The sequence below is a fragment of the Polynucleobacter sp. Nonnen-W13 genome (genome assembly GCF_018881735.1).
Lineage (GTDB): Bacteria > Pseudomonadota > Gammaproteobacteria > Burkholderiales > Burkholderiaceae > Polynucleobacter.
The window spans coordinates 208,956-224,909 of record NZ_JACVPU010000001.1; the positions used below are offsets into that span (position 1 = coordinate 208,956).

Consider the following 15,954-nt stretch of genomic DNA (forward strand, 5'->3'; position numbering starts at 1 on the left):
AATTTCTTATCTTTGTGGGGTTCCTATGAAAATCTGTGTGATCGGTGGAGGGGGTGCGATTGGCGGCTATCTTGCTGTCATGTTGGCGCGGGCCGGAAATGAAGTTACGGTAGTTGCGCGTGGCGCCACCTTGGCGGCAATCAAAGAGCGTGGGCTTGCATTAATTATGGATGACCAACCTGAGCCTTTAGTAGCGCAGGTAAAAGCAGTTGAAAAAATCCGGGATGTAGAAACACCTGACGTAGTGATCTTGGCGGTAAAAGCCCATCAGGTTGAGCCAGTCATTCAAGATCTTGCCGCAATCATGGGCCCGGAAACCATTTTAATTCCAATGCAAAACGGAATTCCTTGGTGGTACTTCCAGAAATTAGGCGGCGATTATCAGGATCATTCTGTTGAAACGGTTGATGCGGGTGGCCTTGCTAAAAATGCAATCAATCCCAATAATATTATTGGTTGCGTAGTGTATCCAGCAACCTTTACTCAAGCTCCTGGCGTGATTCGTCACGTTGAAGGTAACCGTTTCCCATTGGGCGAGTTGGACGGTAAGCAAACTGAGCGTATTCAGAAGATATCTGAAATGATGACAACTGCTGGATTTAAGTCACCCATCTTAGAAGATATTCGCTCTGAGATTTGGTTGAAATTATGGGGCAATATGACTTTCAATCCGATTAGTTCTCTAACGCATGGAACATTGGAGGGCATTTGCCAATATCCGCTCACTAAAGAACTGGCTCGCAATATGATGGCTGAAGCACAAACCATTGCCGAGAAGTTGGGTGTCACTTTCCGCGTGGATATTGAACGTCGTATTGCTGGCGCAGAAAAAGTTGGCAAACACAAGACCTCGATGTTGCAGGATTTGGAAGCCGGCCGTAGCTTGGAAATTGATGCCTTATTAGGCTCTGTAATTGAGCTTGGCCAGATTACTAAAATACCAACACCATGCCTCAATACGGTCTTTGCTTTAACAAAGTACCTTGATGAAAATGTTCAAGCCTCTAAAGGTAGCTTGGCATTGCCTTCTGTTTCTGGCTATTAAGAATCTGCTGCATAGGTAGATTCAATACCTAGAGTAATTGAGCATTAAAAAACCCTCGCCGCTAAACACGGTGAGGGTTTTTGTTTTGAGGCTTTAGTTTTAAATCAACAGCCTTGATGATTTACTCGAAGCGATTATCTAGGCGTCCAACACCCTCAATAATGATGCTGACATTGCTTCCGGGTTTCATCGAGCCAACACCAATAGAGGTACCACAGGCGATGATGTCGCCAGCCTGCAGTGGGACATCTTGAGAAATCAAGCTGACCAATTTTGCGGGTGCAAAAATCATGTCTGCAACGGGGTAGTTCTGGCGCTCTTGGGCATTCAAGATGGTTTTAATTGTTAACTTGCTTGGATCTACATCAGTAGTGATGTATGGACCGAAGACGCCAAAGGTATTGAAACTCTTAGAGCGAGTCCACTGCGCGTAGCCGGGATCGCGATTCAAAATCTCGATTGCAGTGACATCATTAATACAGGTGTAACCAAAAATAGCATTGGCTGCTTGGGCCTCATCTGCTTCATGACAGGCTTTGCCGATAACAATGCCAAGTTCACCCTCATAAACTACTTTTCCAGAGTAGGACTTGGGAGTACGAATGAGTTGATTGGCTGCCAAGAAAGAATTATTGCCTTTCAGAAAATACAAAGGCTCTACTGGCACCGCATGCTCAAGCTTGGTAACTAGTGCATGAAAGTTGTCCACCATAGCAACCATCTTGGATGGGATACATGGGATATCGATAGTGACATCAGATAGCTTTAATGTTTCGCCAGTAGCTTGCGGATGATTAAATAGATCACCGGTGTACACAGCGACCTGATCACCCTGTACTTGTCCTAAGCCAGTCTTGCCTTGATGTTGAAACCTGAGCCATTGAGCCATAATGAATCCTCCTGATGGTTAATATTTATAAGCAATATCTTACAGGGATGAATTGATGGTTAAGCATTCTGAATTACTATTTGCGCCTGAATTCGATCAGCCAGTTCGCTATATTGAGCGTACCCGTAATTACTATCTTGGCTTGGGGTATGAAACGCCGTATGTTTGGGCTCATTACACTAATGTGCCTTTTACTCCGTTGCAAAAACCTCTTAGTCAATCAACCCTCGGTTTAGTGACTACTGCCGTACCCTTTGATGCCAGCAAGGGCCCACAAGGACCTGGTGCGCCTTATAACGCTGCCGCTAAGTTTTATGACCCCTATGTATGCTCGATTGATGAGAATGTGGATCTACGTATTGCCCATGTGGGTGTTGATAGGCTCAATGCCAATATGCAGGACAGTAACTGTTGGTTTCCAATGAGTGCGGCGAAACGGGCTGTTGCAAAGAGACGTATCCAATCTCTATCTCAGCATTTTTACGGCCTGCCAACCAATCGCAGCCAACGCCATACTCTGGAAATTGATGCGCCCTTGATTCTGAGCAAGATGCGCGCAGATCACGTGGATGTTGCTGTATTAATTCCAAATTGCCCGATTTGTCACCAAAGTCAAAGTTTATTAGCGCGTTATTTGGAAGAGGCTGCTATCCCCACAGTCATCATGGGCGCAGCGAAAGATATTGTGGAATATTGCGGTGTGCCACGCTTGCTCTTTAGCGACTTTCCGCTGGGTAATGCTGCAGCACTCCCTGATCATGAGCAATCACAAGACTCTAATTTTGAATTGGCTCTGCGTTTGCTGGAAAGCGCTCCAAGCGCACGTACAACGGTGCAGTCACCCTTGGTCTGGGATTCTGACCCCTCTTGGAAATTAGACTATTCCAATCTAGAGCGTCTGAGTACTGAGGAAATTGCGCGTTTGCGAGATGAAGCTGAAAAGGCACGTATTACAGCGCGTGATATCAGAATGAAAAGCGTTGGCGCTTAGGTCTGTCTAGATAGCGAGTATCTGCTCAGGGCATGTAGCGCTGTTGTCGCCTCATTTTGAGGAAATTCTTTTAGGCATTCAAGTGCGAGATCAACCTCTCGCTTTGCGGCAGCTTGGGTGTAATCCAATGCACCAGAATTTTGAACCGCACTCAGAATCTGTTGGAAGACATCATCCGGCAAATCTTGATTTTGTTCAATTGCCGCGCGAACCAGTAAGCGTTCTTCGGTGCTGCCATTTTCTAGAAGATAAATGAGCGGTAGAGTGGGCTTACCTTCTCTTAAATCATCACCAGCATTTTTTCCCATTTGGGAAGCATCGGCGGTGTAATCCAGCAGGTCATCCATTAATTGGAAGGCAGTACCAATATGGCGACCAAAAGCAGCAGATTGCTCTCTTTGATTGGCGTCAGCGCCAGCCAAGATTGCTCCAAGCTCGGTGGATGCTTCAAATAACTTAGCGGTTTTATAGCGAATCACCCGTAGATAGCTCTCTTCATCCACCTCAGGATCGTTCATATTGAGGAGCTGCAAAACCTCCCCTTCAGCTATCGTATTGGTGGCATCGGAGAGGATTTCCATGACTCGGAGGTCGTTGGGCCCCACCATCATCTGAAAGGCTCTCGAATACAGAAAATCGCCTACCAGCACGCTTGCTGCATTGCCGAAAGCAGCATTGGCGGTTTCTCGACCTCTTCTGAGGGTGGATTCATCGACAACATCATCATGCAGTAGGGTGGCTGTGTGGATAAATTCCACTACTGCTGCCAGCTCTAGTGCATGTGGACTTGTTTTGTTATTGGCTAAAGCCTTACTGACTAAGAGCAAAAGAGCGGGCCTAACCCGTTTTCCACCCGCTTGAATGATGTAAGTCGAGATTTGATCAATTAAGGCAACTTTTGAGGCCAATCGCAGGCGAATAACCTCATCTAAGGCCTTGAAATCTAAGGCAATTGGGGCCAAAATTTGGCTTAATTCGTTGGTTTTGACAGTGCTCGTCATGCAAGATATAATAATCGGCTTAGCTCATCCAGGGTGGATTAGCTTAAATGTAGATATTAATTGAGGTTTCACACCATGTACGCGGTCATAAAAACCGGTGGCAAACAGTATAAAGTTGCTGCAGGCGAAAAATTGAAAATAGAACAGATACCAGCGGAAATCGGCAGCGAAATCACTCTTGACCAAGTCTTAGCCGTAGGCGAAGGCGCTTCACTCAAATTGGGTGATCCATTGGTTAATGGTGCAGCTGTGATGGCCACTGTCGTCTCCCAAGGACGTCACGATAAAGTGACAATCTTTAAGATGCGCCGTCGCAAGCATTACCAAAAGCACCAAGGCCATCGTCAGAATTACACAGAAATTCTGATTAACACGATTAAAGCCTAATTTAGGCTAACGGCTCAATAGCAGGAGAAAAGATATGGCACAGAAAAAAGGCGGCGGCTCGACACGAAATGGCCGCGACTCAGAATCGAAACGTTTAGGCGTTAAAGTTTTCGGCGGCGAGCAAATCAATGCTGGCAGCATCATCATTCGTCAACGTGGTACACGAGTTCATCCGGGTATGAACGTTGGTATTGGTAAGGACCACACTTTGTTTGCCTTGGTTGACGGACAAGTGGAATTTGGCGTTAAGGGTGCTTTGAAGAAGGCCCAGGTTTCAGTTCTCCCGCGTTCATAAGACGCCTGACTGAGACACGTTTGATTCAGATTTATTCCGAATTTAACTCTTAGGAACAGGCCTCGCTAAGCGAGGCCTTTTTTATTCATGAAATTTATAGACGAAGCTCGTATTGAAGTCATAGCTGGCCAAGGTGGCGCCGGGAGTGCCTCCATGCGCCGGGAAAAGTTTATCGAATTTGGTGGTCCTGATGGTGGTGACGGTGGCAAAGGCGGAAGCGTTTGGGCTACTGCAGATCGCAACATCAACACCTTAATTGACTATCGCTACGCTAAAACGCACACCGCAAAAAATGGTGAGCCTGGTCGTGGCGCTGATTGCTATGGTCGCGCGGGCGACGATATTGAATTACGTATGCCAGTTGGTACGATTATTTCTGATTATGAAACTGGTGAGCCAATTGCTGACTTAACTACCCACGGGGAGCGCCTTTGCTTAGCGCAAGGCGGTGTGGGTGGCTGGGGAAATATCCACTTTAAGAGTAGTACGAACCGTGCTCCTCGGCAGAAAACAAATGGTAAAGAAGGTGAGCGTCGTAAGCTCAAGCTGGAATTAAAGGTATTGGCTGATGTAGGTTTGTTAGGCATGCCTAATGCTGGTAAATCGACCCTGATTACTGCTGTATCTAATGCACGTCCAAAGATTGCGGACTATCCGTTTACAACACTACACCCGAATTTAGGGGTGGTGCGCGTAGGTGCTGAGCGTAGCTTTGTGATTGCAGATATTCCGGGATTGATTGAAGGCGCTGCTGAAGGTGCCGGTCTGGGGCATCGTTTCTTAAGGCACTTACAACGTACTGGTGTGCTGTTGCATTTAGTAGATATTGCACCATTTGATGACAATATTGATCCAGTGGCAGATGCTGTTGCTATCGTGAATGAATTGCGTAAGTATGATGAAGCCCTGGTTGAAAAGCCACGTTGGTTGGTGCTTAACAAAGTCGATATGATTCCTGAAGAAGATCGCAAGAAGGTAGTTGCGGACTTTATTAAACGGTTTAAGTGGAAGGGTCCGGTATTTGAGATCTCTGCTTTGACAGGCCTCGGTTGCGATAAGCTGTGCTACGCATTGCAGGATTATTTAGATTCTATTCGTAAGGATAGGGATGATGAGGATGAGCGTGCTTCTGATCCGCGTTACCAAGAGCAAGTTCAGCCAGAAGATAAAAGTCCAGATTAAACAGTAGTCATTTGAGATCCGCATTTGTTATGAACACTCAGAAAGCTAAACGAATCGTAGTAAAAGTTGGCTCAAGCCTAGTTACCAACAATGGTGAGGGCTTAGATCATGCTGCAATCGGCATGTGGGCTGAGCAAATGGCTGCCTTATTAGCTGATGGCCATGAGGTATTGATGGTCAGTTCTGGCGCTATTGCGGAAGGTATGCAACGTCTTGGTTGGACTAAGCGTCCAACAGAAATTCATCAGTTGCAAGCTGCGGCTGCCGTTGGTCAGATGGGATTAGTTCAGGTTTATGAAAGTTGTTTTGCACGTTTTAATTTACATAGCGCACAGGTCTTGTTAACTAATGCTGATTTGGCAGATGCTGAGCGTAACGCCAATGCCAAAGCAACTTTAGATACCTTGCTCAAGCTAGGTGTTGTTCCCATCATCAATGAAAACGATACTGTGGTTACTGATGAAATTAAATTTGGCGATAACGATAGCTTAGCTGCTTTGGTAACGAATCTTATTCATGCGGATTTATTAGTAATCCTGACGGATCAGGGCGGCTTATATACCGCTGACCCTCGTCAAGATGCTTCCGCGACTCTTTTAAGTGATGCTATTGCAGGTGACCCTGCTTTAGAAAAAATGGCTGGTGGTGCTGCAAGCGAGTTAAGTAAGGGTGGCATGCTGACGAAAGTATTGGCTGCGAAAGTCGCTGCTCTGACAGGCGCAGATACTGTCATTGCTTCTGGGCACGAACCTCAGGTTCTCACTCGTTTGATGCGTGGTGAAAAAATTGGTACTTGCTTGGCTGCTACCTCAGCAACAAAAACTATTTAATTCCAGATTTAATTGAACACGCCATATGAATTAGTGGGTTTGGTCTGCCCTGTAAATCCATTAGGATTGAGGGCGTTAATAATAGTCTTGATATTTTTTTCTTGAGACGCAAAGTTACAAAAAGCGCCCTGAGCTAATGCTGCTTGATATCGATTTGGTACATTGCTCTGGATGGTGCGCCAAGTAGATAAAGGATTTTCTTTCCATACTCCGCTTTCAAATGTGCCATAAACGCGCCATTGGAACGAGTCACAGCGAATGCCTTCATATTGAACTTGGCTATTGCCATTAGGGCTGGTCAGAGTCACGATGTATCTGGTGATGCCATCGTTACCAATCAAAATAGAGTTGGTATCGACCGCAAACTTAAAAACGGTTTGTTGTGATACATAAAAAGGCTGAATAGTTGCTTGATTAGGCGGGTTTAGTGGCATCGCTGTTGCACCCTCTTTAAAAACCATCGGAGCAAATGGATCAACACCACTTTCTAATGGATCTCCCGCACATCCTGCTATAGCTAAGCTGATAGCTAAGCCAAGGATTGAAAGTCGAAGATTGCAAATGGAGAGTTTCATCATGGCTTATCGGTAGGTTTTATTTCTGTAGGCTCGTCTTCCTCGCCCCCGTAAAGGGATTGAAACAAATCGAGCGGGGATCCCCAGGCCAGTTGTTGCATACGCATGCCACGGGATAAATAGCGCGCAAGCTCAGAAAGGGCTAATTGATAGACTTCGCGTTTGAAATCAATGACTGAGTCGAGTTGGATCCAAAAAGGAACCCAGCGCCAAGCATCGAATTCAGGGTGCTCCGAAGCGCGTAAGTGAATATCGCTGTCTAAGCCCACTAAACGCAGTAAAAACCAGATTTGCTTTTGGCCGCGATAGCTTGCACGATGATTTTTTGAGGTTTGCTGGCGGCGTAAGAACTCCTCCGGGACGTCATAACGAAGCCAGTCCCTGGTTCGTCCAATAATTTGGACATGTTCTGGCAGCAAGCCAACTTCCTCATGCAATTCGCGGTACATGGCCTGCTCCGGGCTTTCTCCATGTTGAATGCCACCCTGCGGGAACTGCCACGAATGCTGCCCAACGCGTTTTCCCCAGAAAACCTCGTTATGGCTGTTGAGGATGACTATGCCGACATTGGGTCGATACCCTTCACGGTCAAGCATGAGATCGCGCCTCAAATCCTTTAAAATCAATGATTTGATTATATCCATACATGAAAGCTTCACAATCATTTCTCGCCACGCTTAAAGAAGCCCCTTCAGACGCTGAGGTGGTATCGCACAAACTCATGGTGCGCGCCGGTTTAATTCGTAAGCTCAGTGCAGGCATTTATAACTATCTGCCATTGGGCTTGAAGTCCATACGCAAGGTTGAAAATATTATTCGCGAAGAAATGAATCGCGCTGGTGCCATTGAGCTACTCATGCCAATGATTCAACCTGCAGAGTTATGGCAAGAGACCGGTCGCTGGGAAAAGATGGGGCCAGAATTGCTCCGCATCAAAGATCGCCATGATCGCGATTTTTTAATTCAGCCAACCTCTGAAGAGGTGGTAACAGATTTAGCGCGCAACGAAATTAAGAGTTACAAACAGCTCCCAGTGAATTTTTATCAAATTCAGACCAAGTTCCGAGATGAGCGCCGTCCACGTTTTGGAATTATGCGTGGACGTGAGTTCAGCATGAAAGATGCTTATTCCTTTGATCGTGATGCTGAGGGTTTGAAGAAATCCTATCAAATCATGTTTGATGCTTACACTCGTATTTTCAAACGCATGGGATTGAAGTTCCGTGCAGTCACGGCGGATAACGGCGCTATTGGTGGTTCTGGTAGTCAAGAGTTCCATGTGATTGCCGATACTGGTGAAGACGCCATTGTGTATTGTCCGAATTCGGACTACGCCGCTAATCTTGAGGCTGCTGAGTCGGTCTCATTGATTGATACGCGTGTTGCTGCAGCTCATGCTCTGACTAAAGTTGCGACACCAAATCAAACAAACTGTGCAGAGGTAGCCCAATTTTTAAAGTTGCCACTTGAGCAAACTGTGAAGTCCTTGCTGTTTGCTGCCGATCAAGAAGAAGGTCCAGCAAAATTATTTATGGTGCTAGTGCGCGGTGATCATGAGCTTAATGAAATCAAGGCGAGCAAGATTCCTGGTATGGCTGAATCACGTTTTGCTAGTGAAGCTGAGATCAAGCAAGCCTGTAATGTGCCAGCAGGATATTTGGGTCCGGTTGGAGTTGCTGCTGATGTAACCGTAGTCGCAGATCGTACCGTAGCTAATATGTCTGATTTTGTTTGCGGTGCTAATGATGTTGGGCATCATTTGACCGGTGTGAACTGGGGCCGTGATTTACCAGAGCCTTTGGTGATGGATTTGCGTAATGCTGTAGCGGGAGATCCTTCCCCTGATGGTAAGGGGGTTGTCGATATTTGCCGCGGCATTGAAGTGGGCCATGTATTCCAATTGGGTACGCGTTACTCTGAAGCGATGGGCTGCACTTACTTAGATCAGCAAGGCAAAGCTCAGCCAATGGTGATGGGTTGTTATGGCATTGGTGTAACTCGCTTATTAGGCGCTGCAATTGAGCAGGGCAATGATGAGCGTGGAATCATTTGGCCGATTTCGATGGCACCATTTGAAGTGGTGATTTGTCCAATGGGTTACGATAAATCAGAGGCTGTGAAAGCTGCTGCCGATCAATTACATGATGAATTAATTGCTGCCGGGGTAGATGTAGTACTCGATGATCGCGGCGAGAGGCCCGGTGCGATGTTTGCTGATTGGGAGTTAATCGGCATTCCGTTCCGAGTTGTGATTGGTGATCGCGGCCTTGCAGATGCTCAAGTGGAATTAAAAGGTCGCACTGATGCTGAATCAGCAAATATCCCACTAGCAGAAATTAAAGCAAAAGTGATTGCTGAAGTTGATGCAGCCAAAAAACTCGTTTCTTAAATTAAAAATTTTTTGACTATTACTTCTTAAAGAGTCCACCAATACCCTTGGCGGCTCCTTTGGCTGCCATGGAGGCCATGGTGCGGGCCATCTTGCCACCCTTAAACTGCTTCATCATGGTTTGCATTTGCTCAAACTGCGCTAATAGGCGGTTGACTTCTTGAACCTCAACGCCTGCACCAGCTGCAATACGACGCTTGCGAGTCGCTTTTAGCAATTCAGGTTTTGCGCGCTCTTGAGGTGTCATGCTATCGATAATGCCGCGCATGCGCCTGGTCTGTTTGTCAGCAGCGCTCATATTCGTTTTGGAAGCCGCTTGTGCCATATGACTTGGTAGCTTATCCATCAAGCTAGCCATGCCACCCATCTGTTGCATCTGTGCAAGTTGATCTCTGAAGTCACCTAGATCAAATCCACCTTTAGAAATCTTACTTGCCAGCTTTTCTGCTTTGGCAACATCCACGTTCTGTTGGGCTTGCTCAACTAGGGCAAGAATATCGCCCATGCCCAAAATACGGCTTGCCATTCTCTCGGCATCAAATGCTTCGAGACCGTCCATTTTTTCGGCAACACCAATGAACTTGAGTGGCACGCCGGTAACCTGACGCACTGAAAGTGCTGCACCACCTCGTGAATCACCATCTAGCTTGGTGAGGATCACACCCGTAAGTGGGAGTGCCTCATGGAAAGCTTTAGCTGTATTGACGGCATCTTGACCCAGCATGGCATCAACCACAAACAGGGTTTCAATCGGCTTGAGATTGGTATGCAAGGTTTTGATTTCTTGCATAAGCGCTTCATCAATACCGAGACGACCAGCTGTATCTACTAGCAGCACATCAAAATAATGGCGGCGCGCCCAATCTAGAGCAGCAGCAGCGATTTCACTCGGCTTTTGATTGATATTGCTTGGGAAAAATTCAGCGCCAACTTGTTTGCTGACAGTTTCTAGTTGCTCGATAGCTGCAGGACGATAGACGTCACAAGAGACGGTGAGTACTTTCTTTTTCTTTTTTTCTTGCAGAAATTTGGCTAATTTACCAACTGATGTGGTTTTTCCTGCGCCCTGCAAGCCAGCCATGAGGATGACTGCTGGTGGTTGGGTTGCTAGATTCAGCTCACCGTTTTGGGTAGCGTCACCTCGCATGACCTGGGCCAGTTCGCGCTGAACAACACCAACCAGCGCTTGTCCTGGACTGAGGCTTCCAACCACTTCCTCGCCAAGGGCTTTAAATTTAATTTGCTCGAGTAAGGATTTAACGACTGGAAGGGCAACGTCCGCCTCCAGCAAGGCCAGGCGGATCTCCCGGAGCATTTCTGTAGTGTTCTCTTCGGTCAGGCGAGCTTGTCCCCGCATTGTTTTAACAACACGAGATAGGCGATCGGTGAGATTCTCTAGCATTTATCGATTAGACTTTCTAGATGGATATTTTAGGTTACTCAAGCTTGAATTGGCTCCCTTCGGCGCTTTATTTGCTTCTTTTGGTCTTTTTGGGTTCACGGCCCAAGGGAAAGATTGAATCCCCGGCTTTTACAGGCCTAGTTCAGGCATTGATTCTATTGATTTTGCTGGTGCATGGAATTGAGCTACACGACTCGGTTTTTACACCCCAAGGATTTGTATTTGGTTTTGCTCAGGATCTTTCTCTGATTGCTTGGGTGGGTCTCGCGTTTTACTGGTTTCAGTCATGGTTCCTGCCGATTTCCAGTTTACGTTGGCTTGTCTTATGTTTTGCCCTGTTTTGCTCTGTATTGCCAGTGATGTTTTCCGGTACCTTGATTTCGCCAAAGGCGGTATCCGATCCTTGGTTTAAGGGGCATTTTATTGTTGCCACTATTTCAGTTGGATTATTGAGTTTGGCAGCGTTGCATGCCATGTTGATGAGTATTCAAGATCGAGCACTACACCGTCAGTTAGCCGTCACCCCTAATAGCCGCATCTCCCATTGGTTGGAAGATTTGCCACCACTGATGGCAATGGAAAGCCTTCTCTTTAACTTGCTCTACGTGGGTGTTGCACTACTGAGCTTGACAGTCTTTTCTGGACTCCTCTTTTCGCAAACATTATTTGGTAAACCACTTGTTTTTGATCACAAGACCATCTTTGCTTTGATTTCCTGGTTCTTATTTTCTGGTCTTCTAATAGCCCGTTGGCGTGTTGGTTTACGTGGGCGCGTAGCTGTTCGTTGGGTCTTGAGTGCTTATACCGCCTTGCTTCTGGCCTATGTTGGCAGTCGATTTGTTTTGGAAGTGATTCTTCAGAGAGCATGACGTTTTGATTAAGTGGCTTCTATTATTTGCTGGCGTAGGCGTTTTGTACCTTTGGATAAAAGGCAAAAAACAAGTAAAGCTCAATACGGATGAGGCCGCCAAGATAAAGGCAGAGCAAAGCAAAGTTGTTGAGCCGGAGGTGATTGTCCAGTGCCACCATTGCTCTGTTCACCTTCCAAAATCTGAAGCAGTCATGCAAGAGTCGCGCTTCTATTGCTCTCAAGAGCATCTTGATAGCTTGGATGCCCAAGGTTGGCTTGGTTCAGCTACTTGGCGTATCTCACCCAACCAAGATATGCGACCAGAGGGTCTTGTTCCGGATTTGCTAGTGATTCATCACATTAGCCTTCCCCCTGGTGGATTTGTCGATCACAACTCCACCCGCTTTATTGTGGATTTTTTTCAAAACAAACTGGATTCTTCTTTGCACCCCTATTTTGAAGAAATTGCTGATCAAAAAGTATCTAGCCATTTTTTGATTTCTCGTCGTGGCGAGGTCCTTCAGTTTGTATCCACTCAAAGCAAAGCCTGGCATGCCGGCGCATCATCGTTTTTGGGGCGAGAAAAATGCAATGATTTTTCGATTGGTATTGAGCTAGAGGGGGATGGCGACCATCCCTTTGAGGATATTCAGTATTCTGCCCTGGCTAAATTAAGCGCCCAAATACACTCTGTTTACCCTAATCTTCAAATTGCTGGACATAGTGATATTGCCCCGGGCAGAAAAGTCGATCCAGGAGTGCAATTTGATTGGAAAAAGTTTCAGGGTAAAAGCAACACTCCTGTCGAAAAATTCCCCTTTGGTTTAGGCCCGCGTTAGGGCTCTGAGTTAGTATGTGAGCACACGCTCACTTTCTTGCCCTTTAGCTAAAAAGGGCTGCAAAAACTGCACCAAAATGAACCCTAATTTATTGAAAATATAGGGAAAAATACTTATAAATATTCGTCAGAAATGACTTACTAATTTCTGAATATTTCCCTATACTTAGTGTCAAATGCACTTCGAAACACTAGATGTAGTGTTTGAATACAGCAATACCCTATTGTTTTTTAACGATTTTTGTCCAAATAACTATATATAAGCAGGAAAAATATGACATACGCCAACCCCCAAGCAACGGGACAAACTACCGGCACAAATAATCCAGGGATAAGCTCCTCCGAATCGATGAATCAAGCCCCATCAGCCGGCTTTGTAGCTGGCGGAATAGGTGGTGGCCAAGCTACTCAATTATCAGATTACAAGATTATTCGCCGAAATGGCTCAGTGGTGGCATTCGAGCCATCCAAAATCGCCATTGCAGTTACAAAAGCATTTTTAGCGGTTAACGGTGGTCAGGGTGCGGCTTCTGCGCGTGTACGTGAGCAGGTTGAGCAACTAACCCATGCAGTAGTTCGTGCCTTATTGCGCAGCCGTCCAAATGGCGGCACTTTCCACATTGAGGATATTCAAGATCAAGTGGAATTGGCGTTGATGCGCAGTGGTGAGCATAACGTTGCACGTGCATATGTTCTTTATCGTGAAAAGCGTAATCAAGAGCGTGCTGCACAACAAACTACTGCACAAGAAACTCAAGCATCAACTCAGACTACTGAGCCTGGTTTGAAGGTAACTGATAACGGTGTTGAGAAGTTATTAGATATGGCGGCCTTGCGCACCATTATCGAAGCTGCCTGTGAAGGCCTTGGCAACCACATTGACGCAAGCCCAATCATTACTGAAACCATCAAGAATTTGTACGATGGCGTACCGATGGCTCAAGTGTATGACTCCGCAATTTTGGCATCACGCACTTTGATTGAAAAAGATCCTGCATACAGTCAAGTGACTGCACGCATTTTGATGCACGTGATTCGTAAGGAGATCCTTGGGCGCGAAGTGTTGCAAGGCGATATGCAAGCTGAGTATGGTAGCTACTTTGCCAAGTACATCAATGAAGGTATCTCTGCTGAGCTCTTAGACCCACGTATGCGTGAGTTTGATTTACCAAGATTGGCTGCCGCTTTGAATGCAAGCCGTGACTTACAGTTCAACTACCTCGGTTTGCAAACCTTGTATGACCGTTATTTCTTGCACATTGAAGACCGCCGTATTGAAATGCCGCAGGCATTCTTCATGCGCGTTGCCATGGGCTTGTCTTTGAATGAGTTAGATCGTGAGCGTCGTGCAATCGAGTTCTATGAAATCCTTTCTACATTTGATTTCATGTCTAGCACACCAACCTTATTTAACTCAGCGACGACACGTCCGCAGTTATCTAGCTGCTACCTAACAACTGTAGATGATGATCTTGACGGGATCTATGAGGCTTTGAAAGAGAATGCACTCTTGTCGAAGTTTGCTGGCGGTTTAGGTAATGACTGGACAAACGTACGCGCCTTAGGAAGTCATATCAAGGGCACTAACGGTAAGTCACAAGGTGTTGTGCCATTCTTAAAAGTGGTAAACGATACAGCGGTGGCAGTAAACCAAGGTGGTAAGCGGAAGGGTGCAGTTTGCGCCTACTTAGAGACATGGCACTTAGATATTGAAGAGTTCCTTGAGTTGCGTAAGAACACCGGCGATGATCGTCGCCGTACGCATGATATGAATACTTCAAATTGGATTCCTGACTTGTTCATGAAGCGCGTGATGGAAGGCGGTGAGTGGACACTATTCTCACCTTCAAATACACCTGACTTGCATGACAAATTCGGTAAGACCTTTGAAGAGGCTTATGTTGCTTACGAGAAAAAAGCAGACGCTGGCGAATTAAAGCCATTCCGTCGCATTCCTGCGCAGCAATTGTGGCGCAAGATGTTAGGCATGTTGTTTGAAACTGGCCACCCATGGATCACATTTAAAGATCCTTGCAACATTCGTAGCCCGCAACAGCATATCGGCGTAGTTCACTCTTCTAACTTGTGTACTGAGATCACTTTGAACACAAATGAGAGCGAGATTGCAGTTTGTAACCTAGGCTCTGTGAATTTGACAGCCCACATGACTACAGATGCATCTGGCAAGATGATTTTGGATCATGAGAAACTCCAAAAAACAATCCGTACTGCAATGCGGATGTTGGATAACGTGATTGACATCAACTATTACGCTGTTGCTAAAGCGCGTAACTCCAACTTGAAGCATCGTCCAGTCGGTATGGGCATCATGGGCTTCCAGGATTGCCTGCACATGCAACGGATTCCGTATGCTAGTGACGAGGCAGTGAAGTTTGCCGATTCTTCAATGGAAGCAGTTTGCTATTACGCCTATCAAGCTTCCAATGAGTTAGCCGAAGAGCGTGGCGTTTACAGCACCTATAAAGGTTCATTATGGGATCGTGGCATTCTTCCACAAGACTCGGTGGCATTGTTGGCGGCAGAGCGTGGTGGGTACCTTGAAGTAGATAGCTCTTCCACTATGAATTGGGACGGCTTGCGTGCCCGCATTAAGCAGCATGGTATGCGCAACTCAAACTGTGTTGCGATCGCACCGACTGCAACCATTTCCAATATCATTGGCGTATCAGCTTGTATTGAGCCGACATTCCAGAACTTGTTTGTGAAATCTAACCTCTCAGGTGAGTTCACTGTAGTAAACGAGTATTTGGTCCGTGATTTGAAAGATCGTGGTCTCTGGGATGAAGTGATGATTGCGGATTTGAAGTATTTTGACGGTACCTTGTCCAAGATTGATCGTGTGCCACAAGATTTGCGTGACTTATATGCCACCGCATTCGAAGTGGAGCCCAGTTGGTTGGTTGAAGCCGCTTCACGTCGTCAGAAGTGGATTGACCAGGCGCAGTCTCTCAATATTTACATGGGTGGGGCATCTGGCAAGAAATTGGATGACACGTACAAATTGGCATGGTTGCGTGGTTTGAAGACCACCTATTACCTCCGCACAATGGCCGCAACGCACGTGGAGAAGTCTACGGTTGCAAGTGGCCAGTTAAATGCGGTATCTAGTGGCGGTGGTGTGAATGGTACTGATGCATCAGCAGCCCAAGAGTTAGATGGCCCTGCTTGCACAATGCGCCCAGGCGATGCTGGATTTGAGGAATGTGAAGCATGTCAGTAAGCTATTTGCTAACTGATTTAGAAAAATAAGAATTTGGAG

The 15,954-nt window shown here is 46.3% G+C and carries 14 protein-coding genes and 1 pseudogene; 10 read left to right on the forward strand and 5 right to left on the reverse strand.

Annotated elements, in window-relative coordinates:
• Positions 1-25 precede the first annotated feature (25 nt).
• Positions 26-1,045 carry a 2-dehydropantoate 2-reductase gene (locus ICN27_RS01110; protein ID WP_216268639.1) on the forward strand — a complete coding sequence of 340 codons (1,020 nt, stop codon included), beginning with the start codon at positions 26-28 and terminating at the stop codon, positions 1,043-1,045.
• A 121-nt stretch (positions 1,046-1,166) separates the two neighbouring features.
• Here ICN27_RS01110 and ICN27_RS01115 read toward each other — a convergent pair whose 3' ends face one another.
• The gene (locus tag ICN27_RS01115; protein ID WP_216268640.1) at positions 1,167-1,934 is read right to left on the reverse strand and encodes a fumarylacetoacetate hydrolase family protein; all 768 of its coding nucleotides are present in this window, start codon (positions 1,932-1,934) and stop codon (positions 1,167-1,169) included.
• Between the two features lie 55 nt (positions 1,935-1,989).
• Between ICN27_RS01115 and ICN27_RS01120 the strand changes: the two genes are divergently transcribed.
• On the forward strand, positions 1,990-2,925 hold the full coding sequence (locus ICN27_RS01120) for a hypothetical protein (RefSeq protein WP_216268641.1): 936 nt from the start codon (positions 1,990-1,992) through the stop codon (positions 2,923-2,925).
• Here ICN27_RS01120 and ICN27_RS01125 read toward each other — a convergent pair.
• On the reverse strand, positions 2,922-3,926 hold the full coding sequence (locus ICN27_RS01125) for a polyprenyl synthetase family protein (RefSeq protein ID WP_216268642.1): 1,005 nt from the start codon (positions 3,924-3,926) through the stop codon (positions 2,922-2,924). The two genes, ICN27_RS01120 and ICN27_RS01125, sit on opposite strands and share 4 nt — an antisense overlap.
• Before the next feature lie 75 nt (positions 3,927-4,001).
• On the opposite strand from ICN27_RS01125, the gene rplU reads away from it, so the two are divergent.
• From rplU to proB, 4 genes and pseudogenes are all read left to right on the forward strand, one after another.
• Positions 4,002-4,313 carry a 50S ribosomal protein L21 gene (rplU, locus tag ICN27_RS01130; RefSeq protein WP_041484800.1) on the forward strand — a complete coding sequence of 104 codons (312 nt, stop codon included), beginning with the start codon at positions 4,002-4,004 and terminating at the stop codon, positions 4,311-4,313.
• A gap of 34 nt (positions 4,314-4,347) precedes the next feature.
• Entirely contained in the window at positions 4,348-4,608 is a 261-nt protein-coding gene (gene rpmA / locus ICN27_RS01135; RefSeq protein WP_015420374.1) for a 50S ribosomal protein L27, read from the forward strand.
• A gap of 87 nt (positions 4,609-4,695) precedes the next feature.
• Positions 4,696-5,790: a GTPase ObgE gene (obgE, locus tag ICN27_RS01140; RefSeq protein ID WP_215308885.1), complete on the forward strand. Its 1,095-nt coding sequence runs from the start codon at positions 4,696-4,698 to the stop codon at positions 5,788-5,790.
• 29 nt (positions 5,791-5,819) lie between these two features.
• Positions 5,820-6,605 (forward strand): annotated as a pseudogene (gene proB, locus ICN27_RS01145) (glutamate 5-kinase); the annotation flags it as partial.
• A gap of 23 nt (positions 6,606-6,628) precedes the next feature.
• Here the strand turns inward: proB and ICN27_RS01150 are convergent.
• Both ICN27_RS01150 and ICN27_RS01155 read right to left on the reverse strand, forming a co-directional pair.
• The gene (locus ICN27_RS01150; RefSeq protein ID WP_255534919.1) at positions 6,629-7,198 is read right to left on the reverse strand and encodes a CNP1-like family protein; all 570 of its coding nucleotides are present in this window, start codon (positions 7,196-7,198) and stop codon (positions 6,629-6,631) included.
• Positions 7,195-7,791: an RNA pyrophosphohydrolase gene (locus ICN27_RS01155; protein WP_215308889.1), complete on the reverse strand. Its 597-nt coding sequence runs from the start codon at positions 7,789-7,791 to the stop codon at positions 7,195-7,197. The genes ICN27_RS01150 and ICN27_RS01155 overlap by 4 nt, the downstream gene beginning before the upstream one ends.
• Positions 7,792-7,841: 50 nt before the next feature.
• On the opposite strand from ICN27_RS01155, the gene ICN27_RS01160 reads away from it, so the two are divergent.
• Positions 7,842-9,584, forward strand: coding sequence for a proline--tRNA ligase (locus tag ICN27_RS01160; RefSeq protein WP_216268644.1), 1,743 nt, complete (start codon positions 7,842-7,844; stop codon positions 9,582-9,584).
• A 19-nt stretch (positions 9,585-9,603) separates the two neighbouring features.
• On the opposite strand, the gene ffh is transcribed toward ICN27_RS01160, so the two are convergent.
• Positions 9,604-10,986: a signal recognition particle protein gene (ffh, locus tag ICN27_RS01165; protein WP_216268645.1), complete on the reverse strand. Its 1,383-nt coding sequence runs from the start codon at positions 10,984-10,986 to the stop codon at positions 9,604-9,606.
• A gap of 20 nt (positions 10,987-11,006) precedes the next feature.
• Here ffh and ICN27_RS01170 point away from each other — a divergent pair, with 20 nt between their 5' ends.
• The 3 genes from ICN27_RS01170 (at position 11,007) to ICN27_RS01180 (ending at position 15,915) form a co-directional block, all read left to right on the forward strand.
• Positions 11,007-11,855 carry an inner membrane protein YpjD gene (locus tag ICN27_RS01170; protein WP_215308904.1) on the forward strand — a complete coding sequence of 283 codons (849 nt, stop codon included), beginning with the start codon at positions 11,007-11,009 and terminating at the stop codon, positions 11,853-11,855.
• Positions 11,856-11,859: 4 nt separating this feature from the next.
• Positions 11,860-12,675, forward strand: coding sequence for a 1,6-anhydro-N-acetylmuramyl-L-alanine amidase AmpD (gene ampD, locus ICN27_RS01175; RefSeq protein WP_255534920.1), 816 nt, complete (start codon positions 11,860-11,862; stop codon positions 12,673-12,675).
• 273 nt (positions 12,676-12,948) lie between these two features.
• Positions 12,949-15,915 (forward strand): ribonucleoside-diphosphate reductase subunit alpha, encoded by a 2,967-nt coding sequence (locus ICN27_RS01180; RefSeq protein ID WP_216268646.1) that lies wholly within the window; start codon positions 12,949-12,951, stop codon positions 15,913-15,915.
• Positions 15,916-15,954: the final 39 nt, after the last annotated feature.

Bases quoted from the DNA above. Each gene is read 5' to 3' on its own strand.
- ICN27_RS01110 (WP_216268639.1), top strand. From the start codon at position 26: ATGAAAATCTGTGTGATCGGTGGAGGGGGTGCGATTGGCGGCTATCTT.
- ICN27_RS01115 (WP_216268640.1), bottom strand. From the start codon at position 1,934: ATGGCTCAATGGCTCAGGTTTCAACATCAAGGCAAGACTGGCTTAGGA.
- ICN27_RS01120 (WP_216268641.1), top strand. From the start codon at position 1,990: ATGGTTAAGCATTCTGAATTACTATTTGCGCCTGAATTCGATCAGCCA.
- ICN27_RS01125 (WP_216268642.1), bottom strand. From the start codon at position 3,926: ATGACGAGCACTGTCAAAACCAACGAATTAAGCCAAATTTTGGCCCCA.
- rplU (WP_041484800.1), top strand. From the start codon at position 4,002: ATGTACGCGGTCATAAAAACCGGTGGCAAACAGTATAAAGTTGCTGCA.
- rpmA (WP_015420374.1), top strand. From the start codon at position 4,348: ATGGCACAGAAAAAAGGCGGCGGCTCGACACGAAATGGCCGCGACTCA.
- obgE (WP_215308885.1), top strand. From the start codon at position 4,696: ATGAAATTTATAGACGAAGCTCGTATTGAAGTCATAGCTGGCCAAGGT.
- ICN27_RS01150 (WP_255534919.1), bottom strand. From the start codon at position 7,198: ATGATGAAACTCTCCATTTGCAATCTTCGACTTTCAATCCTTGGCTTA.
- ICN27_RS01155 (WP_215308889.1), bottom strand. From the start codon at position 7,791: ATGCTTGACCGTGAAGGGTATCGACCCAATGTCGGCATAGTCATCCTC.
- ICN27_RS01160 (WP_216268644.1), top strand. From the start codon at position 7,842: ATGAAAGCTTCACAATCATTTCTCGCCACGCTTAAAGAAGCCCCTTCA.
- ffh (WP_216268645.1), bottom strand. From the start codon at position 10,986: ATGCTAGAGAATCTCACCGATCGCCTATCTCGTGTTGTTAAAACAATG.
- ICN27_RS01170 (WP_215308904.1), top strand. From the start codon at position 11,007: ATGGATATTTTAGGTTACTCAAGCTTGAATTGGCTCCCTTCGGCGCTT.
- ICN27_RS01180 (WP_216268646.1), top strand. From the start codon at position 12,949: ATGACATACGCCAACCCCCAAGCAACGGGACAAACTACCGGCACAAAT.